This window comes from Fibrobacter sp. UWH5 (assembly GCF_900142505.1).
Taxonomy (GTDB): domain Bacteria; phylum Fibrobacterota; class Fibrobacteria; order Fibrobacterales; family Fibrobacteraceae; genus Fibrobacter.
The window spans coordinates 184046-206791 of record NZ_FRBB01000004.1 but is presented as its reverse complement, the minus strand read 5'-3'; the positions used below and the strand labels follow the sequence as shown (position 1 = coordinate 206791).

Annotated in this window: 12 protein-coding genes; 2 read left to right on the top strand and 10 right to left on the bottom strand. The window is 47.5% G+C overall.

All coding sequences use genetic code 11. The annotated features are described in order from the left end of the window. Positions 1-15 precede the first annotated feature (15 nt). From BUB38_RS05885 to BUB38_RS05840, 10 genes are all read right to left on the bottom strand, one after another. The gene (locus BUB38_RS05885) at positions 16-876 is read right to left on the bottom strand and encodes an ABC transporter ATP-binding protein (RefSeq protein ID WP_254794883.1); all 861 of its coding nucleotides are present in this window, start codon (positions 874-876) and stop codon (positions 16-18) included. 35 nt (positions 877-911) lie between these two features. After that, on the bottom strand, positions 912-2195 hold the full coding sequence (glyA, locus tag BUB38_RS05880) for a serine hydroxymethyltransferase (protein ID WP_073158422.1): 1284 nt from the start codon (positions 2193-2195) through the stop codon (positions 912-914). 209 nt (positions 2196-2404) lie between these two features. Then, positions 2405-4270, bottom strand: a complete 1866-nt coding sequence (locus BUB38_RS05875; protein ID WP_073158419.1) for a cellulase family glycosylhydrolase — start codon at positions 4268-4270, stop codon at positions 2405-2407. Positions 4271-4443: 173 nt separating this feature from the next. After that, complete coding sequence (locus tag BUB38_RS05870) at positions 4444-5958, bottom strand: carboxypeptidase M32 (protein WP_073158416.1); 1515 nt, start codon at positions 5956-5958, stop codon at positions 4444-4446. Between the two features lie 143 nt (positions 5959-6101). After that, positions 6102-6407, bottom strand: a complete 306-nt coding sequence (locus tag BUB38_RS05865; RefSeq protein ID WP_073158413.1) for a hypothetical protein — start codon at positions 6405-6407, stop codon at positions 6102-6104. Beyond that, the gene (locus tag BUB38_RS05860) at positions 6408-8597 is read right to left on the bottom strand and encodes a pectate lyase family protein (protein WP_073158411.1); all 2190 of its coding nucleotides are present in this window, start codon (positions 8595-8597) and stop codon (positions 6408-6410) included. It abuts the gene before it with no gap. Then, a complete protein-coding gene (locus BUB38_RS05855; protein ID WP_073158408.1) occupies positions 8590-9513 on the bottom strand; it encodes a TIGR02147 family protein in 924 nt (307 codons plus the stop codon). The genes BUB38_RS05860 and BUB38_RS05855 overlap by 8 nt, the downstream gene beginning before the upstream one ends. A 118-nt stretch (positions 9514-9631) precedes the next feature. Beyond that, positions 9632-11431 (bottom strand): GDSL-type esterase/lipase family protein, encoded by a 1800-nt coding sequence (locus tag BUB38_RS05850; RefSeq protein WP_073158405.1) that lies wholly within the window; start codon positions 11429-11431, stop codon positions 9632-9634. 10 nt (positions 11432-11441) lie between these two features. Further along, a complete protein-coding gene (locus BUB38_RS05845) occupies positions 11442-13304 on the bottom strand; it encodes a GDSL-type esterase/lipase family protein (RefSeq protein ID WP_249269304.1) in 1863 nt (620 codons plus the stop codon). A 13-nt stretch (positions 13305-13317) separates the two neighbouring features. Further along, on the bottom strand, positions 13318-15921 hold the full coding sequence (locus BUB38_RS05840) for a rhamnogalacturonan lyase family protein (protein WP_073158401.1): 2604 nt from the start codon (positions 15919-15921) through the stop codon (positions 13318-13320). 250 nt (positions 15922-16171) lie between these two features. Between BUB38_RS05840 and BUB38_RS05835 the strand changes: the two genes are divergently transcribed. Then, complete coding sequence (locus BUB38_RS05835; RefSeq protein WP_073158399.1) at positions 16172-19825, top strand: response regulator; 3654 nt, start codon at positions 16172-16174, stop codon at positions 19823-19825. Between the two features lie 84 nt (positions 19826-19909). Further along, positions 19910-22735: an ATP-binding protein gene (locus BUB38_RS05830; RefSeq protein ID WP_083539666.1), complete on the top strand. Its 2826-nt coding sequence runs from the start codon at positions 19910-19912 to the stop codon at positions 22733-22735. The last annotated feature ends 11 nt before the right edge of the window (positions 22736-22746 follow it).

The following is a 22746-nucleotide window of genomic DNA, read 5'->3' as shown; positions in this document are numbered from 1 at the left end:
AAACTTATATCGGGATTAGACGTTCTCTTTATAGATATCCGCAAGAGAGGATCCCGCATACCTTATAGAAACCGAAGGAAGGCCAGCGCTTTCTAAAGCACGCTGAATCAGCTCCTGGGAAACATCCTGTTCAAAGGACAAGTCAAAATTTTTGCCCTTTTGCAAAGGAGAGTGCGCATTAGAAGGAACTGCCCCCGCCTTCAGAATCTTGCCATGGTTCACAATGGCATAATCTGTAGCTTCCTGATCCATTTCGGCAAGGATATGGGAACACACAATGGCGGTGCCACCATCCCGTTTACGCCAATCCGCAATAAGGCGCCAAACCGTTTCGCGGGACATTGGGTCCAGATTAGCTACAGGTTCATCAAGAATCAATAACTTTGGATTATGAATCAGGGCTCGCAGGATTTGAACCTTCTGACGGTTCCCCAAGGAAAGAGCGGAAAGTTTCGTCGACAAGGCAGGCAACTCCAAGTCCCTGGCAAGGGATTGCAAACGGGTACCGCATTCGCCACAGCCGTACATGCCCGCAAAATACTTCACATATTCTTCAACGGAAAGCTTCGGGTAGACGCCAGGATTTTCAAGGAGAATTCCATAGGACTTGGGGTCAAGAAAGCCGTTAGGCCCGCGGAATCCTTCCGCAATATTCAAGGTTCCCTCATAAGACGCGAAACGACCGCAAAGCAATCGCAACAAGGTCGTCTTCCCCGCCCCATTGGGGCCCAGCAACGCAAAGAAACTCCCCTGGGGAATTTGAAGATTCACCTGGGAAAGAGCCTCTACAGCCGCCCTCGGATAGCGAAAGGAAACGTTTTCAAGCTTGATTGCGTCCATGTTCAGAATATAGAAAAAAGACCCCAAGCCGCTCATAGACGACTTGAGGTCTTTTCAAAAGCGCGAAGCGCTTATGCGTAAAGCGGGTGCTTCTTGCAGAGGTCGATGATTTCCTGACGGATAGCCTTCAGGCCTTCTTCGTTGTCCTTGTTCTGGATGCAACGGTCGATGATCTGAGCTACCAGGCGGGAATCGTTTTCGTCGAAGCCACGGGTAGTGATGGCAGCGGTGCCAAGACGTACGCCGGACGGATCCATGGGCTTGCGAGTGTCGAACGGAATGGTAGAACGGCTGCAGGAGATGCCAACCTTTTCCATTGCGATTTCGGCATCCTTACCACCGATACCCTTGGAAGTCATGTCCACAACCATGAGGTGGTTGTCGGTACCGTCGGAAATGATCTTGTAACCGAGCTTCATCAGTTCGTCGGCCATAGCCTTTGCGTTCTTGATGATGTTCTGGGCATAGGTCTGGAATTCCGGCTGGAGAGCTTCCAGGAAGGCAACAGCCTTACCAGCGTTGATGTGGTCATGGGGACCACCCTGCATACCCGGGAACAGACCTGCGTCGATTGCCTTGGGCAGGGAGACTTCCTTTTCTTCACCCTTGACGATCTTCTTGATCATCTTGTCCTTGCACATGATGATTGCAGAACGGGGACCGCGGAGAGTCTTATGGGTGGTGGTGGTGACGATATCGAAGTAGGGAACCGGAGATTCGATTGCCTTACCAGCGATGAGGCCAGCAACGTGAGAAATGTCAGCCATGGTGAGAGCGCCAACTTCGTCGGCGATTTCCTTGAACTTCATCCAGTCAAGGTTGCGGCTGTAAGCGGAGAAGCCAGCGAGGATCATGCGGGGCTTTTCCTTAAGAGCGATTTCACGGACCTTGTCCATGTCGATGCGGCCAGTTTCCTTATCCACTTCGTACTGGACGAAGTTGTAGAGCATACCGGAGAAGTTCACCGGATGGCCGTGAGAAAGGTGTCCACCGTGGTCCAGCTTGAGGCCGAGAACCTTGTCACCCGGCTTGAGAACGCCCATGTAGACAGCGGCGTTTGCAGGAGAACCGGAAAGGGGCTGGATGTTTGCGTGGTCACAACCAAAGAGCTGCTTGCAACGTTCGATTGCCAGGGCTTCCATCTTGTCGATCACTTCGTTACCACCGTAGTAGCGCTTGCCAACGTAGCCTTCGCTGTACTTGTTGGTCAGCACGGAACCCATAGCTTCCATGACGGCCTTGGAGGTGTAGTTTTCGGAGGCGATCAGTTCGATGCCATATTCCTGACGTTCGGCTTCTTCCTTGATGATGTCGAAGATTGCCGGATCGGTCTGCTGCAGAGTAGATTTAAGCATTAGTAGCTCCTTTGAGTTTACGGACGTAAAAATAGTATTTTAAGGCCGTTTTTTAAAGATTTTTGCCGTTTTTTGCTTCATTTCGCCTATCGCTTTCGTAATCCATTGACTTTCAACAAGTTACGAAAAATTAGACGTTCCTAGGGATTTTCAATACACCACCTAAAAGCAAAAAAGCGCCCTTTCGGGCGCCATTTTAGCAAATCGTATTATCGGAGGTTCACCTTTCGGGTCATGTTCACCGCACCGGAACGGACTCTGACAATGTAGTTGCCACTGGGAACTGCGGACAAGTCAGCAGAACCAACCACATTCTTCAGGCGGACCATGGGACGACCTTGCAGGTCAAACAAATCCACATCGGCGGAGGTTACGCCAGCGATGTTCAGCATGCGGCCAGCCACAGCCACGGTGATATAGGACTTCTGGACAGCAGCCAGGGCCGCTGTAGCAGAGCTTGCCGGAGCCTGGGAATCACTGGAAGCGATTTCTGTACCGGCGGCAACGACCTTCACGTTCAAGGTCAGCTTTTCACCGTTAACGGTAAAGGTATCCGAGTAATCACCCGTATTCAAATACTGATCGATTGCACCACCCTGGGTACTGATAGTCACCTTATCCCCTTCCTGTTTGACCTGGAGGAAGTAAGCTGAGTAAGTATCGCGATTGAAGCTGCTCACGCCAGTAATGGTAATGGTGTTAAAGGTACCGCCCTGAGCCACAGTCTGATTCAGGCTACCGGAAACATTTGCGCCGCCGGTAACAGTCTGGCTAGCACTGGAAGTAATCTGCTGCTGGGCGCTGGAGTTTGCGACCTGCTGTTGAGCGCTGCTTGACTGAGCCTGCTGCTGAGCACTAGAACTTGCGATCTGCTGCTGGCTGCTGGAGCTGGCAATCTGCTGCTGGCTAGAAGAAGAGGCGTTCTGCTGCTGGCTATCAGAAGACGGAGCAGAAGAACCGTCGCAAGCCTTATAAGTTGCCGGCAATGCAGCAAATACGTTCTCGTTTGTCCAGCTACCGCTTTCGGTATAGCTCCACTGGCTAGAAGGAGTACTTGCAGAAACACCGGTAGTGAAGTAGGAAGCCGTTTCAGCCTTGTTGGACACAGACCAGTTGGCACCGGAGAGCTGGTTGGTCTTCATCCAATTGTACCAGGTAGTACTGTAGCTTTTAGTAAAGCCGCCATCGCCACTGGGACCAGAGTTACCCCATTCCGTAACGAACACAGAGTAACCCTTGTTCATCATATTTTCGGGATTCTTGCCAAGTACATCCACCTTGTGAGTCCATTCGGAATTCTGGACTTCTTCACCTGCGTAATAATGAAATGTATAGGCAACATTCTTGTCGTTAATAGGCTGAACGGCCGCAGCATCTACGTACTGATCGTAATATGGCGTACCAACAACAACCAGGTTGTCGGAATATTTACGAATCTCAGAAATGACGGCATTTGCATAGGGATAGATGTTAGATTTCCAGTAATTCTTTGCTTCTGCAGCATCGTACCAAGGATTTTCTTCGTTGCAATCACCATGCTTGGGTTCGTTATAAATTTCGAAGATTACGTTGTCGTACTTGCCCCACTTCTGAGCCATCTTGCCAAAGAACTGAGTTGCACCTGCAGTATTCTTTTCGGCGCAATGGGAATGATAGTCGATAAGCACGTAGATATCGTTATCGATAGCAGCCTGGACAACGGCATTCATGGCGGTTTCGTGCATGGCATTGGTGTAGTAGTTGCCAACATCATCTTCCCAGGAGCCATCAACACCCATGGGAGCACGAATCAGCTGGATCTTGTGCTTATCCACTAGGCCCTTGATGACGTCTCCGTTCCAGAAATTAATACCGGCAGTTTTCGTCATGGACCAGAAAAGGCTCATACCCTGAACAGCGACTTCGTTGCCGCTGGTGCTGTAAGCCGGGCAGCTACCGTAAATACGGCCCTTGCCTGCGGCGTTCTTGCCAGCCTGAAGCTGACCATACTGAGAAACGGGACCGACGCGATTTGCGCCAAATGCCATAGTGGCAAGACCTGCGGTCATAAGACCCAATGCGATAATCTTCTTCATAACATCCTCATACACTAGGGTGAATCCCAATCATCCTAACAAAAAGATAAACGTACAAAGAAAATTTCGCACGGGTTATCAAAAAGCAAACTCAAACAACTGTACTAGCTGTTTGAGTATTTTTTGATACACATCACATTTCAAAAACGCATTTGATACAAATTGTACCAAAATTACAGTTCATAAATCTCGCTGTATTTGCTTTCCAGATAGTCCAGGAAATCCGTGGGAGTAAAATCACGGCCCGTAATGTTCTTAATCCAGGTCTTTGGCGACTCCCTATCGGCGCGTGCCCACACGTTTTCGGTCATCCACCCGTTGATTTTTTTGAAATCGCCGGCAAGGACAGCAGACTTTATATCGAACTGCTTATTCATGGTGTTATAGTACATGGCATTATACATATTGCCCAAGGCGTACGTGGGGAAATAGCCAAATCCGCTGGTCCAGTGAACATCCTGAAGAATACCCTCCGCATCATGAGCCGGACGGATTCCCAGATATTCGGCATACTTGTCATTCCACAATTTCGGCAAGGCGGCAACATCCACGTCGGCACCACCATTCACAATCATCTTCTCGATTTCATAACGGATAATGATGTGGAAAGTGTAGGTAAATTCATCCGCTTCAGTACGGATCAGGCTAGGCGTTACCGTATTCATGGATTCATAGAATTCCTGTTCAGAAACGCCTTCAAAAACATTGGGGAAAAGTTCACAGCACTTGGGGTAAATCAGCGAAATGAATTCACGGCTGCGGCCAATGCGATTCTCATAAAATCTGCTGGTACTTTCATGCATTCCCATAGTCTTATTGAATTCAATAAAGTGGCTATAGTTTTCCTTAGGCTGGTTCTGTTCAAACAGCGCATGACCACCTTCATGAATAATACTGAAGATGTTGGAATAGAACATATCCGGGTAATAATGGGTCGTCACGCGAATATCATTCTTGCCAATTTCCGTAGTAAAGGGATGTTCCGTAGTGGCAAAGGCTCCGCGGTTAAAATCGAAGCCCATGGTTTCCAGCAGATACTGAGTACAAGTTTTCTGGGCCTCATCCTTTACAGGGCGGCTCAAGAAATCCGTGCGGATCTTTTTCTTGCTGTTCATGACGCGCTTAAGCAGCGGCACCAGGCGAGCCTTGCATTCGTTAAAACAATCATCCAGGTCTCGAGAAGACAAGCCCTGTTCATAACCGTCGAACAGAGTATCGTAGGGCGTTTCCTTACGTTCTTCATTGAGGTTCGCTTCACGAACCTGAATCTTCTGCACCTCGGCAAGACTTGGAGCAAAAATGCCAAAATCCTTCGACTTTTTCGCCTCAAGCCAATTAACATAAGCCTTGTTGTACGTCAGGGAACGTTCGTGCTGCATTTCGGGAGTCACGTTTTTTTCGCGGGCATAATCACGATGAAGACTTTCGGCCAGGCAGCGGTCAAATTCGTCAGTCAGTTCATCCCGATGATCATAGATGTACAGACAAGCCTCGATATAGGCGGCATCCTTCTGAAGGACAAAGGCCTTATTACTCAAGAAGGCATCCACCTCGCCTTGAGCATTCATCCCCTCCTTGGGGCAAATAGTCTGCATATCAAAATTCAATACAGCCGATGCCTGATTATACATGCGAACTTCAGACAGGACTTTTTTTACCAGAGACAAGGATTCGGAAAGTTTGGACATACGAGACCTCTAAAAAAAGACGTACTATACAGGGAATGTAATAGAAAAACGTCTAACCTTGAAAGACAGACAGATAATGGAAAATTCCAATAGTCAAAAACAACATGTTCCTGTTAATGCAAGAACCATGCCAACCATTGAATTCAGGAATTTTCGTCCTTGACGTTTTCGTTGTTCTTTTCGGCGGACTTTCTGGAGAATTCCTCTTCCGAGGCCTTGCGGGTCGCTTCCTGCAGTTCCTTCAGTTCCTGCCAGGTTGACTTTTCTTCTCCAGATTTTTCCTTAGTATTGAACAGGACACACAGCACGGCAAAAACGGCCATATAAAAGCCCATGGCCGCCACCACACCAAGAAGTTCATGTCCGGAAAGTTCAGCCACCTTCAGGTAGACAACCACAGAAAAGCCGGTTGATATCAGGAACAGAATTGCAGGAAGTTTTTGTTTCATTTAACGAGGTCCAGTTTTATCCTTGAGGGTCCAGGCAAGGTCTGCATCGGCAGGCTCTGCCAAATAACCATAGTCCGGTTTGTATTCCAGGGATGAAACTGAGACTTTCAGAGGATCACCGCCAACCGTATACCAGTTACCGACCATCTTGGGGAAGCCAACTGAAGTATCGATCGGAGCGCCTTCGTCATCAAAGAAACTGTAAACGAGCACAGGATCATCCATGTTGAACACGTTGCCTTCAATATAGCAACTGGCGGAGTCCGTGCATTCTACGGCATAGCGATCCAGGTTCTTAAAGAAGTTATTGAATGCATGCAGGCGACCGCGTCTTGCAAAAGCGCCAGACCAGCTCATATTATCAAAGAAATTGTGATGCAACGTCAAAGTCTGAGTTGATTCATCGATCAAATCCGGAGTCAGGCCAAAAAGGACACCCGTTTCTGCATTTTCAAAACGAGACCATGAAATAGTTACGTCATGGGAACCGCGTTTCACATCGACTTCGACAATGGGATATTCTTCAAAGGAGCAATGGTCAATCCACACATGATGGGTGTTATTGTGAAGAGAAATGGCCCTGCGATTTGCTGTATCGGAAACAACTGTCGACGGAGCAGAGAACGTCAGATTTTCAAAAATCAGGTTAGACGATTCCTCCGTCATAATTCCCATACCAGAAATGCGGATATCTCGACCGCGACCATCAAAAGTCTTGTTGGACTTAATTCGAAGAGCCGCCGTCAAATTATAAGTTCCGCTTTTCTCGAAAAGAATCCAGGTCGGTCCATCACGATAGGCGCAATCCCGCAAGGAACCGGGAGCGATTACGGCGGTAGTGGCCGCCTTTCCGGTAGAGTCCACATTGGTGGTATCTTCTACAATGATGTAATCCTCTGTTGTCGTAACAAGGCAAATTTCACCCTGGATAGAATCTGCAGCCAGGCTGTCGATGTAGCCTTCACCGCCACGAACACCCGATGCATAGCCGACAACTTCCCTCAATAAGGCCGCGTGATCCTTCCAGTCTGCAGGATAAGTTGAGCGATCCTCGCCTACGCCCATTGAAATCTTTTTCAGGGATTCTTCAGAAACGCCGCCCAGGAACACATCATCCAGGAAGACTGAATCCCCAGCATTCACACTAAAGTCAATTCGGTTTACAGCAACTTTCTTCGACCCCACAGGAAGAGCGAATCCTTGCCAAACCTTTGACAGATCCACGTCAAACTCTATGCTCCTGGCAGAGCTATCATAAGCCGAAAGAGCCACATGCAAGGTTCCATGGCCACGGGCACTGAACATCAGGGAATCAAAGCCAGGCAATTCGTAATCAGTTCGATATCCGCCCAGCAAGAAACCCAAGTGCGTCGAAGAACGAGAGGATTTACCGTCTCCAAAAATTCGGGCGCAACCACCCGACGCACAGCCATCATTACCAGAGAATGTCTGCGTCAGGGATTCATCCCAGAGGGGCATCAAGTTCTGGCCATCGGCATCCATGGTAAACCACCAGCCATCACCAAGAATAGCTCCCGTGGCAGAAATTCCGCTAAAGCTTTCGAAATCTTCCACAGCAAAACCACGGGGAGCACCCAGGTTTATTTCGGGCACGGTTTCACCGGCAGATGCGCTCAACTTGATTGTACCGCGGTTGCTTCGGCTCTCGATAAGAACTTCAAAATTTCCGGCAGGAAGGGAATCAATTACAAAATGTCCAGCGCTATCGGGAACTACAAAACGTTCCAAGCCAGGAATTCTAATGACAGAAGGACCTTGCCCAGGTGCAACAAAGCCCTCGATGGTAGTGAGTGCGCCAAGTGCAATGGAATCAACAGCAGACACTTCCTGCAGCTCTACGGACTTGGTAAATACGGCACCTAATGCAGAGGAATCACTTTCTCCACGGATTTCTACAGAGTATTCACCAGGATCCACAGTTAGCTTTACATAACCGCGGTCATCCGTATCAGACCATTCTTCCTGAGACAAGCCGTCAGACAAATATCCTACCGGCAACACGCGAATACGGGACTTGGCAGCTGGCGCACCATCCGCCAATTGGATCTGCAAGGCAATTGTAGATTCAGCTTCGGTACCACCGGCAACTTCACCCTTGTCATTGGAACAGGATGTTGTCAATGCAGCGAGAGCTCCACCCAAAATCAACCAGAAGGGCTTTTTAATCATTGGAAGCCTCCATCTGTTCGCCTGCAACTTCGTCGTTAACTTCGTTGCGGATTTCTTCACCGATAATACGACGCTTACGTCCACGCCTTACGGGAGGTGGATAAGGATCGCTTAAAGGGAACAACTGCATCCCCAACTGGAAAACTCGATTGGGTTTCTGGCATTGATTCACCTTGGCCAGAACTTCGCGACGGAAACGGCGAACCATTTCAACCAATTCCTTATAGGTATCTTCATCGCAACCAAATGCCAAAGTAGAGAGGTTTCGTTCCTCTCGTTCAAAGCGGTCAATAGCCGATGTAGCCACATCCAGATTCTGCTGGATGTAAGAATTAACCGCCGTGCTATAGGATTCGCTTCCGCTAGAAATCAAGCCCTGGGTCTGTTCATAAAAACCAGTTTCCGGATTCTTGCGGATCATGGAAAGACGTTCCAGCAAGGCCACAGAGGATTTCACCTGACTAGCGGAAATCGGCGGACGGACCATGAGGCCCAAGGCCGCATCATCCCCCACATAAGGGTAGAAGGTAATCAATTCGCGAATAACCGCATGATACCAGTGATCAAAATATTCAAACTGGTCGCGGGCCACATTTTCGACTTTGCATTCCTTGGTGGCCACCAACTTTTCGAGGTACTGGCGACTTTCGGAATGGTTTTTGGCCTGATTGAAAGAGACCATGTCCGCGAAATACTGTTTTTCGCGACCGTCATTGCAGAACAGGTCTGCAAAAACTTGAACCAGACGCGGAGTCAAGTTGCGTTTGCCCTGAAGAATCTTATTGAACATGGAGCCATCGATTCCGGCCTTTTCTGCGATAAAACGGTGGCTGAAACGCCATTCAGCCGCGTGCCGTTCTTCGTAGGCATCCTTCAGGAAATCGCGATAGTTCAAGTATTCAAAAAGATTCACCATAATTTACAATATACAAAAATGACGATCGAAGTCTACAGTTTAAACATTAAAAACGTCTACAGTTTAGAATAACCGTAGCGCAACAAGCACTACGGTTGTTCCAAATCACAACTAAGAATTACTTAGCTTTCTTGTTAAGGTATACGCCGTGAGAAGCCTTGGATCTGACAGTACGACCAAGCAGATTCACCTGTTCGGTGCGGCCATTTATCTGAACATTCTGGCGGACAGTTCGACGAATGGATACATTGCAATCTTCATCGCCTTCGGCACAGACAGAACTGCTGGACTGATCGGAACTACTGGAGCTTTCAGGAGCAGGTTCTGCACCAATACGGTAAACGTCCTTGATGTCAAAGCCAACCATATCAATATTGGGGCCGCCGTCAGAAGTTAAAGACGTAAACTTCAGATCGAAATCGCAAGCATCCAGCCACACGTCATCTACATAGACCGTATCCCAGGTATCCCAGTTTGCACTAGGCGGAAATTCCACTTCGTACGTTTTAGCATCCACCTGAACACTCATCTTACTTGTAGTGGTTTTACCATTGCAGTAACGAATAAACATTCTTGCATTGGAGGCAGACTGATAAGAAGTCATCTTGTAGGTAGCGTAACGGCCCGTAGCATTGTCAAAGTTGAAGAAGCCCTTTCCACTAAAGCCTACATGGTTTGCTTCAGTCCAACCCTGAACATCCTCCCCTACGTTGGGATAAGACAAGTCGCTTACGCTAGGCCATTCTTTTGAGCCTTCAAGAATTTCAAACTTGATTATTTCACTACTAGAAGAAACGCTCGGCCCCTCGCTAGCACTGGATCCCGGCACAGGAATATTTTCTTCGCCGTGAGCCGTCGTGACGCAGTTTGCACCACCTTCGAACATCGCGGTAAAGGTGATATCGCGGTAGGGCATTTTGACCTTGTAATAGTTGGAATCAGCAGTTACCTTATTGCAATCATCATCAGCCCAGTACTGGAATTTCTTGCCGAAACTTCCCGGAGAAACATGAAGATTCAAGGCGGCGCCACCAGGCAAATTCTGGTTATGGGTAATAAGGCCACTGCCTGAAACATTGGCCTTTACGGTCAACTTGTAGGTCGGAGCAATTGCGCCCACCAAAGTAGTCAAGGCGGCCTTTTCAGAAGCATTTACAGAAGAACTATTCAAGTTTTCACGAAGGCCATCCATGATAAGCTGCGCATGAACTACAGAACCGGATTCCTGGAAATGGGTGGTACCGTCATTGGTAACGCCATTGGGATAATTGGGGTATTCTCCTGGCAGGAACATCTTGAAAACGTAACGGGAAATGTAGGCGGAGCTTAGCTGCGTATACAGATTATAAGTCTTTGTGGTAAGGTCAACAAAGGGAACACCATTCTTCTGGGCGACTTCCTTAATCTTATCCTTTACAGGATATTCCTTATTCTTGTGGGCAGCATCCGTAAGATTATTATCGAATACGTTACGAGGGTAAGTATTCAGCATCAGGGGGCTCATGAGAACAATGTGAGCACCCTTGCTTTTAGCCCCGTCAACATATTTCTGGAACCAATAAGCACTGGAATCAATGGGAACGTAGCGATCCGCCTTGGAGTAGTCACGATCATTGGTTCCCATCTGAACAAAGATGTAATCACCTGGTTGTGTCGCAGCCAAAACTGAATTTAGACGACCATCGTTAATAAAGGATTTGGAACTACGACCACCAATGGCGTAGTTAATCACCTTTACACGGGACTGATCAAAGAAGGGAGCCAGAACCTGGCCCCAACCGGTCTGCGGATAAGCATTTTCCTTGTAATCGCAAACCGTGGAGTCTCCAATCACGTGAATGGTAAAACTAGTCGTATCGCTAACGGCAACACTTGTAAAAAGAGCAGCAGCGGAAAAATACTTCAAAAGTTTATTCATTTTGCCACCCCTACTTTGTCTTTGCCATAGTCTGATGAATAAGCTGGGAACCCTTGCGGATAACCACATGGTAAAGGCCAGAAGTTTTTACCATTCCGTCAAATTCAGCAGAAGAAATTTTGTTGCCCACAACCATCTGCTTCTTGGCAACAAGCTTACCATGCATATCGAAAACGCTAACCGAGGCTTCGCCCATCTGCGGAAGATTCAGGGAGGCATTCACAAATCCAATAGAGGAATCGTTCTTCAGGGAATCTGCAGCGGCAATGGAATCCTTTTCAGCCTGTTCCTTGGCAATGACTTCTGCAACACATGCTGTATCAGAAACTCGACAAACATCATCAATGCTGAAACCGAAGGCGTCAATATTGGGAGCACCATCAGATGTCAAGCTGATAAACTTCAAATCGGCTTCACCAAGGGGTGCATCCATAACAACATATGCGGTATCCCACTTGTCCCAGCCACCAGTTGGAGGAGCATTCAGGTAGTAGTCATGATCCAGATAAGCGTTAAACATACGGTCAGAAGTTCCGCCATTAGCATAACGCACGGCAAGAGTCACATAGCCTGCCCCCGGGAAACGCATTCTATAGGTGCCAAAGGAATTCTTCTCGTTGGCAAAGTTAAAGAAGCCTTCACCCGTATGGGCCCAGTTGTCTTCAGAGAAACCAACACCTGTATCCGGCTTAAAGGCATCAAAATATTTCTTGATGTCCTTATTTACAGCCACTCCATTAGTATCGCTTCCGCCAATGGGAGTGAACGGTTCAAAAGTCACATCATCAAGACTCGTAGGAGTTGTTGTGGGGAAGCTAGTCAAAGCCTTTCCGTCACCCTCATACTTTACGGCAGAACCACCTTCATAAACAGCTGTATACTGGGTAGACTTATTGCCCATCTTGAAAGTATAGATGTACTGAGATTTAACGGTAGAAATGGCATTACCGCTAACCTTATTTCCATTACCATCATACCAGCCCAGGAATTTCTTGCCGCTCTTGGGAACGGTCTTCAACATGACAGTCATACCTTCGGGATAATAGGCACCAATAGATGTTGCTTCAGCAGCACCTTCCGGAGAAACCTTCACGTCCACCTGGTACATAGGAGCCATGTAATTGCCCAACTTCTTTACCACAGGGTCGGAATGAGCACGCATCTGTTCGGTAATAATACGGCCAAAGGCATTGGCTCCATTCATCTGCAGATGAACGGCATCAGTCTGGTCAGACTTCAAATTGCTGTATTCAGCAGAAGTGGCGTAGTTGAAGATAAACTGCTGGGCGTAATATTCACCCACAGAAATCATGTAGTTTGCCACCAGTTCACTCATGTCGATAAATGGAATATCAAGGCTATCGGCAATGGCCTTGGCACGAGCAGGATAACCGCGGTAGCTGTTATGGATCTGCGTCGGAGAATCGTAATAGAGTCGACGAATAGGGCTCATGATAATGGGATAAGCCCCCTTTGCACGAGCTTCCTTTGCCATGGTGGCCATAGCTACGGTAAACTTAGCTTCGTCACTCTTGCTCACATCATTGATACCGAACTGAATTACCGCATAGTCGCCAGCCTTCAGCTTGCTCACAATGCAGTTGCCCTGAGTACAATCGCTCTTCCAGAAAAGTTCGTAATAGCCATCGGCCGCCATACCGCCCTGACCGCGATTAACCACGGTAGCCAAGCCAGAATCAAACCAATAATGGAAATCCTGCCCCTGGCCCTGCTTGGGGCAGTAACCACTAGCCCAGTCCTGCATGGTGGAGTCTCCACACATATAGATAACAACCTGAGCCAAAGCGGCAGGAGCCGCTAACATAGAAGCCACGACGGCGCCCTGCCAAAACTTACCAGAAAAGAACTTCATACCCATAACACTACTACTTCAAGGAGAAACTGGACTTAGCAATAGTCTTGCCGTTCAACATAACCTTCACAACGTAATTGCCCTTAGGCAGCAAATCTCGATCGATATTCAGCACAGACTGACCTGCAGGAACCTTAGCATCCATGCTACCCACAATCTGGCCGCGCATATCGTAAATGCGAACTTCTGCATAACCAGAAAGATTGGTGCGCAAGATACCTGTATTGGGATTATAGGCATTCACGCCAGCAGCAAAGGGAACGGGAGCAAGAACAGTACCCGGATTTTCAGGATCCGTCGGCTCAGGAACTTTCTGGTTATTATAGAGTTCAATGCCATCCATACCAAAGGTAAAGGTATCCACATTGGGACCACCATCAGAAGTGGTAGAAGACAATTTCAGGGTATTCTTACCGGCCTTGAGCGCTACATTTACAGTTACTTCCGTGTAGGTTGTCCAACCACCGGGAACAAATTCCACGGTACCTGCAGACTTGCCATTTACAGTAAGAGTCATGTTACGATTGGAATTTCCACCATTGGCAAATCGAATGGTCAAGGTAGTCTTTACATCCTGGGGAGAGTAGATTTCCCACACGCCATAACTGCCAATGCTGTTATCAAAATTGTAGAAGCCATCCTGTTCAAAGCCTGCATTATCCGTCTGACATTCAAAGCCAACACCATCTACAGGTTTGCAGATTTCCAGCGCAGACGTTCCATCCTTAATAACCGGATATTCATCGGTTTCATCAGGAACAGAAACAATGGGTTCGCCCACAATCTGAATTTCAGGAGCAGTTAATTTCTTGACAGCATCCGGCAGGTAATAACCCAGGTGAGGCGGCTGATTGTAGGCAGTATTCTGCCAAGCAATAGCTGTACGATAAACCGGATCATGCATCAAGGTGTACACACGATAAGGTGAGGTCACCGGAGTGCCGATGATGTAGAGAACGGACGGGTCTTCGGAATTACGAACCACCAGCTCTTCGCGCCAGTCACCAAAGAGGTCTGCCACCAGACTGGGAGTGTTCTTGGTGCCGTTACAGCCTGTTGCGCCAAGAGCCTTCGAGCCATCGAAATAAGTTTCAGATTCTCTCTTAGTGATGTTAAACTTCGTTACATAAGCGCCATCAAGAAGTTCGTCCTGCAAGTCACCATCAAAGTAAATACGGAAGTTAGTGGAAACCGCAGGAGAGCCCATGGACTTGCCCTTGATATCATGCATGCCGCCACTATAGCTGGACCACACTTCGAAACCGCGATGCGTAGAATCAATGTCGGCAGCCATGCCGCGACCATTATCCTTACCCGGCTGCGGAGTACCCCAAATGATAGTGCCATCAGGAGCACGGACTTCGTCGGTGTACTTAGCATCAGTATGTTCGTGAACGTCAAAGAATTCAAGGCCAGGAAGATCCGGATCCAAGTCAGACAAATGACCTGCATCCCCATGGCCCAACTGAGTGGAATAGCGGAGAGTACCGTCGTGATTCAAAGCGGCACCGCCGAAAACGATTTCATCATAGCCATCGCCATCGATATCGCCGGTAACAATATTGTGGTTGCCCTGGGCATAGAAACCCTGGCCAGGATCTTCAGACTTGTGATACCAGCGCTGTTTCAAAGTCTTGCCGTCAAAATCGTAGGCAACAATGTAGGAGGAACTATAGTATCCACGAATAAAGATCGCACTGGGATGAACGCCGTCCAGGTAGGCAGTTGCGGCAATATAGCGTTCGCAACGGTTACCGTAGTTATCGCCCCAGTAGCCCTTCTTATCCACGCCCTTTACGTGCTGGTTGATATTACGGCTGGGAACAAAATCAATGGTAGTGATGGCGGCTCCATCTACACCACGGAAGACTGTCAGGTATTCGGGGCCATCAAGAACAGTTCCACCGGAATTACGGTAATCCTTGGACTTGTCGCCAATGGCCTTGCCCGTACCGTCAATGGTTCCGTCGGCAGTCTTCACGATCATTTCGGCCTTGCCGTCACCATCGTAGTCATAGACCTGGAACTGGGTATAATGGGCGCCAGCACGGATATTCTTACCCATGTCGATACGCCACAAACGGGTTCCATCCAACTTATAGGCATCAATGAATACGGTGCCTGTGTAACCACCCTGGGAGTTATCGTGGGCATTGGACGGATCCCACTTCAAAATCAATTCAAGTTCGCCGTCACCATCCAGGTCAGCAGCGCTCATGTCGTTAGGAGTATATGTGCAGATTTCACCATCAGGCATGGTCTGCTTTGCGGGAACTTCAAGTTTAATGGTCTTGTAGGGGAAAGACTTTCCGCTATTAGAAACGGTCTGGCCCAAAACTACAGATAATCCAGATTTGGCACTTTCCTTACCATTCAAGACAGCAGTCACCTGATATCCGGAAGAAGTCTTACCTTCTGCATCCAGATAGTTTGTGCCATCGGTTCCCTTGATGGACGCAATCTTTGTACCATCCCTATAAAGATTAAACTCCGTTTGCGGATCATCAGAGCCTAGTAAGCGCCAGCTTACCAGCATACCCTTACCCACATTCGCAGCAACAAGACCGCGAGTCAAATTTTCCATCTGCTTGGGAGCAGCGAAAACCAAACTATTCATGCTCAAAAGAGCAGACCCAATAAGTAATGCCTTTGAAATATTACGCATACACACCACACCTATCTTAAAACTGTAGACAAATATATACTAAAATTGTCCACAGTTACACTTTTGTAAGATATTTTTATTGACATTCTGTCAACATCCCTTTAAAAAATACCCCGATATGGAATGATAAAATCGTTTAACATTTTTCATTTTTTCTTACAAAAAACTATCATTTATGATTGAATAGACTCTAGAGTGCCCTATGAAAAGATTTTTCTCATATTTTTTCGCAATTATTCTGGCTTTCGCCTACACAGCAAACGCCCAACCTGGGCCTAAAAATGTCCACAATCGTGGAGACAAGAAGCCAAAGACTGTCCGTGTAGGATACTATCAGAACGAAAGTTTTCAGGAAGGCGGACAGGGATCTCCGCTGTATGGCTTCGGTTACGAATATTACCAACGCGTCGCCCAGTACTCTGGCTGGCGTTACGAGTATGTCTACGGACCCTATGAAGAACTCTATCAGAAATTCATTGACGGCGAAATAGACCTGTTTGCAGGTCTCGCCCGCACCCCGGAACGAGAGGCCAAAATGTTCTTCCCTCAAGCTCCCATGGGCCGCGACATCTACCATTTGATCAAGAAATCCAACAACACGTCTATTCACGAGGATCCTACCTCCCTCCAGGACAAGAAAATCGGGACACTCCGCGGAGCTATGGAACTGGCACTCATTACGCTTCTGCAATCCAGACATGTCAAAGCCAACATTATCGTATTCGATGACATTAGTTCCCGAGACCAGGCCCTGAGCACAAATTCCATTGACGCCGCCATCGTTGAAAACGCAGGATCCAGTGTTCAGGAAGGTACAGAAACTTTCTTGAGAATGGGAAATACAAATTTTTATCTGTGCGTTACCAAGAAACGCCCCGACCTATTTGGTGAGTTAAACCGGGCCATCGGACAGTTAATGACCGACGACCCGATTATCATGGCCAAACTGTACGACAAGTACATGCGCGCCGGTGCCGCCTCAAAAACATTGACATTGCCAGAAAAGATTTGGCTCGCAAACCACGACACCATCAGGATCGGCTATCTCCGCAACATGCTCCCCTACAGCGACGACAGGGATAACGACAAAAACGCGGAACAAAGCCACTCAGACCGCATCGTAGCAAGCAGCGACAAGCCCTCAGGCATCGTGAGCGAAATATTCCCTGAAATGGCAGGTCACATCACTTCGAAAAAATTATTCCTCAAGTATAAGGGATACGATTCCTACGATGAAATGATTTCCGCCCTTGTCAAGGGCGAACAGGACGTAGCCTTCCCTGCAGGAGGCAGTCTATATAGGGCAGAACAGGCGGGAATCCGAGAATCAGCCCCAGTCATACGATCCGAATTGAACCTAGTCTACAAGAACGTCTTCAACAAGAATACGGTTTCCAGTTTTGCAGTCAACAAGAACAACAGGGTCCTGGATTACATCATCCAGGACAACTTCCCCAATGCAAAAATCGTTTATTACAATTCAATCCAGGAGTGCCTTGACGCCGTACAGAAAGGCCAGGTCAATGCAACAATTCTAGGAAATCTCCGATCCATCCACCTACTAAAGAACCGCCAATATTCTAACCTGTCGGTTAAGTTGCTAAACATCCCCGACGACAAGTATTTCGGCGTTGCCAACGGAAACGAACCTTTCCTGAAGATATTGAATCGAGGAATTGCATTGACAGGCGCAGAATATACGTTAAACCTGGCCTATCAGTACGCAGAAAAACTGTATCAGCCGAGTCTAGTAGAAACAATTTCCGACCATGCAGCGCTCTTCTTCTCGCTGCTTGCCGCATTTTTCGTATTGATATCCGCATTCATCATCAGCCGCTACAGACGAATCAAGAGGGAAACCGCCAGGGAAAAGGAACAAAACGAACGACTCAGTATGCAGTTGGACGTGATTAACTCCATTAGCGACTTGTACCATAGTGTATTCCTGGTCAACATTCCCCAAAATACCTTCACCATTCTACATACATTCGAATCCATTGAAAAAGCCGTCGGACATTTAAGAAATGACGCCCAGCAGGCATTGAACCTGATGGCTGAGAACATGATTCAGGACAAGTTCAAGCCTATTATACGAGAATTCAACAATATCGCCAGCTGGAAAAACAAACTGGCAAATTCAGATTCCATTTATGAAGAGTACGTCGGTAAAATTCAAGGTTGGTGCGGAGTCAGCATCATTGTAGCCCGTCGCAACGAAAAGGGCGAGCCGACGCACGTACTCTACATTTCACAGGAAATCAACCGTCAGAAAAAGACGGAACAGAACCTGCAGGAAGCTCTTGAACAGGCGGAACAGGCAAACAAGGCCAAGACGTTCTTCCTGAACAACATGAGCCACGATATCCGCACCCCCATGAATGCCATTATCGGTTTCACGACACTCGCCGCCACTCACATGGACGACAAGGAAAAACTTTCTGACTACCTCGGAAAGATTACCACCTCCAGTGAACATCTCCTGTCCCTGATTAACGACGTTCTTGACATGCGCCGCATCGAAAGCGGGAAGGTCAAGTTGGAAGAACGCGAATGTCATCTGCCTGACCTGCTCCACGACATCAAGACTATCGTACAGGCAAACATCCTCCGCAAACAGCAGGAGCTGTTTATCGACGCCATGGACGTAGTCAACGAAGACGTCATTGTAGACAAACTCCGTCTAAACCAGGTCTTGTTAAACCTTCTGAGCAATGCAATCAAGTTCACCCATAACGGAGGCACAATTAGCCTGAGGGTTCTTGAAAAGCCTTGCACCACTAAGGATTACGCCCGATACGAGTTCAGCGTCAAGGACAACGGTATCGGTATTAGCGAAGAATTCCAGAAGCATATTTTTGATGCATTCTCCAGAGAAGAATCCTCCACTGTTTCCGGCATCCAGGGAACTGGCCTGGGTATGGCCATTACCAAGAACATCGTCAATATGATGAACGGAAACATCGAAATCGTTTCTGCAGAAGGTAAAGGCACAGAATTTATCGTCTCCCTGGAATTTAAACTGTGTAAGGGTCCCACAAGAAACGTTTCCGTATCTCAGCTTATGGGCTTGAGAGCCCTGATTGTCGATGACGATTCCAACACCTGCCTAAGTGTAAGCAAGATGTTGAGAACTATCGGCATGCGCCCGGAATGGACAATATCCGGAAGAGAAGCTGTCCTTAGAACCCAAGACGCAGTGGATCAGGGAGAAGACTTCCACACGTTCATTATTGACTGGCAGATGCCAGACATGAACGGCATTGAAACCGTACGCCGAATCCGCAAGATTATCGGAGAAGGAAAACAGATTATTATCCTTACCGCATATGACTGGAGCGAAATTGAAGAAGAAGCGCTTAAGGCAGGCGTAACCGCGTTCTGTTCTAAGCCGCTATTCATGTCGGAACTGCGCGATGTATTGACCAGACCGGCCGGAACTGCCAAGAATAAAACTGTCAACGGATACGACTTCAAGGGAGCACCCATCTTACTGGCAGAAGACAACCCGCTTAACCAGGAAATCGCTTCTACGCTGCTTACCGAAGCCGGCTTTGAAGTGACCGTAGTGAACAACGGTAAAGAAGCTGTCGATAAAATCAACGAAGTTCCGGCAAACACTTTCAAGCTGATCCTGATGGACATCCAGATGCCCATTATGGACGGTTACGAAGCTTCCAGACAAATTAGAAGTCTAGCCGATTCCGAGAAGTCAACTATTCCTATTGTCGCCATGACGGCGAATGCCTTTGACGAAGACCGCAAGAAGGCCTTTGACGCAGGAATGAACGGACATGTGGCAAAGCCCATCAACGTGGAAAAGCTGATGGAGACTCTCAAGATCATCTTGAAAAATTAGTCAGCAGACCTTTCTAAAAGGACTTTAGTAATATTTAAATAAGATTTCTATTCTATATTTCAAACCAAGCTGTAAAGGTTTGGTATGATTCGTAGTAAAGTTGAGCCCCTGTCTATTGTAAGACTCTTATTACTCGTGGCAACATTCGTCGTGATGTTCGCCAGTAGCCCGGCCGTCGCCGATTCCGCGGAAAAAATCGTCAAGGTCGGCTGGTACCATAGCGATATGTTCCAAGAGGGAATGAGCGACGATGAGCCCAAAAGAGGTTACGCCTACGAATACCTTCTAAAAATCGCAGACTACAGCGGTTGGCAGTTCTCTTACGAGTACGGCCAATGGGTCGACCTATTAGAAAAACTTGAAAACGGCGACATCGACGTCCTTGCCGGAGTTTCGTACACCAAGGAACGTAGCTCCAAGATGCTGTTTCCCATTCATGCCATGGGAACCGACAGATACTACCTGTATCAGCACGACAAAAAGCGGACCATGGACGTTTCCGACATCACGACCTTTATCGGGAAAAAAATCGGTTGTATCAACAACAACCGCATGACCACGCACCTGATCCAATGGGCCGAAGAAAACCAGGCAAGCCTAGACTACATCTACTATGACGGATTCCGCGGACGAGACGAAGATTTCACCAACGGTAAACTAGACGGCATTGTCGCAACAGACAACAACATCAACACCACCGTTGGTTACTCGCCCGTAGCCAAAGTGGGTGAAGAACCATTCTACCTGGCCGTTGCCAAGAAGCGCAAGGACCTCTTGACCGACTTAAATCGATCTCTTGAAATTTTGCAAGAGATGAACCCCTATTTTCTTCAAAGTCTGCAGTACAAAAGCTATGGGGCCACCATGGCCAATAGCCAACTTTCTGAAGAAGAGTTGCAGTGGGTTTCTACCCATGACACACTGCGCATCGGATATCTAGGAGACTACCTCCCCTACAGCAAGAGCGATAAGGACGGAAACGCCTACGGGCTGATCACCGAAGTTATGGACGCCGCTCTCGACCATCTAAAACTAAGGGATTCGCTCGTCGTATCCTACCAGTCGTTCTACAGTTTCCAGCCAATGATCGACGCACTGACCGAAAATCAAATTGACGCAATTTTCCCCATCGGAGGGCAAATCTGGGATATTGACAGAAGTGGAATGAACACTACCACCGCAGTGGTTTCAACAGGGTTAGACCTTGTCTACCAGGGTAACTTAAGTCAAGAAAAGATCAAACTTTTTGCAATCAACAAGAACAACGAACTGCAAGAAAAATTCGTCAAGAGAAACTACCCCGACGCAGAAATTCTTTACAAGAATTCAATCGAAGATGCTCTTTATGCAGTCAAGAACGAAAACGCGGTCACCATCATCAACGGCCTTCGCGTAAATTTGATTCGCAGCAACAGCGAATTCAACAACCTCTCATTGATGCAATTGAACGCCTCCGGCAACAGCTACCTGGGCGTCAAGAAGGGGAATGTGGGCCTGCTCCTCCTACTGAACCGAGGTCTAAAGTTGACCGGCCGAGATTTTGGCATCAATACAGCCTACAAATACATGGACGAATTCTACAACGTCACATTCATTGATTTTGTAAAAAGCCGCATTATTTCCATCGGTTCAATTTTCCTTGGAATTATGTTGCTCATCATAATTCTTCTTAACAGAAACATCTACCACACCAAAAAAGATGCACTTGAAAAAGAAAGGCTGAACAAAAAACTGGAATTTTCTCGCAAACAGGCAGAAGAAGCGAATAACGCCAAAACAACGTTCCTGTTCAACATGAGCCATGACATTCGAACCCCCATGAATGCCATCATAGGCTTCACAGACCTTCTGCAAAAATACCAGGAAGATCCAGAGAAACGAAACAATTACCTCAAGAAAATCCAAGACTCCAGTACAACACTCCTGTCCATCATTAACAACGTGTTGGAAATGGCTCGCATTGAAAAGGGCGCCGAAAAAATTGAAGAAAACGCCTGGAGTACGGAACAGTTTAACGACACCTTATTTTCCGTTTTTCAGGAAATGATGAAGAACAAGGGAATCAAGTTCACCCGAACCATAGAAGTCCAGCACCACAACGTGTTGTGTGACACTATCAAAATGCGTGAAATATTCCTGAACATTCTTTCCAACGCCTACAAATACACCACCTACGGTGGCAGTGTCCATATGAACTTGAAGGAACTGCCCTACAATACCGAGGGATGGTGTCTCTATCAAACCACAATTACCGACACCGGTTGTGGTATGTCCAAGGAATTCCTCCCCCATGTATTTGAAGAATTCGCTCGAGAAAATACCTCTATCGGAAATAGGATTGAAGGTTCAGGTCTTGGCATGTCAATCGTCAAGAGACTTGTGGATCTGATGAACGGAACCATAGAAGTCCATAGCGAAAAGGGAATCGGAACCACATTCATTGTTACGGTTCCCCACAAGATTGCACGCGAAGAGGATTTGCTAGTTCATGCAAATAAAAAATTCAGTCAGGAATCCTTCAAGGGTTATAGAGTTCTTCTGGCCGAAGACAACGATCTAAATGCAGAAATCACCACAACACTTCTGACAGAGGTGGGATTCGCTGTAGATCGCGCCGTAGACGGGCATTGTTGTGCAGAACTGTTAAGCAAGGCAAGCGACAATTACTACAACATAATCCTTATGGACATCCAGATGCCCAAAATTAACGGTTATGAAGCAACTCGCATTATCCGCAGTCTGAGCGACACCAAGAAAGCGACAATTCCAATTATTGCCCTCACAGCTAACGCATTCGAAGAAGATAAACGAGCCGCATTTATGGCAGGCATGAACGGCCACCTATCCAAGCCAATCAATGTCAAAATGCTATTGCAGGAACTTACGAGAATTCTCGGTAACCAAAACTAGAGAAGGAGTCC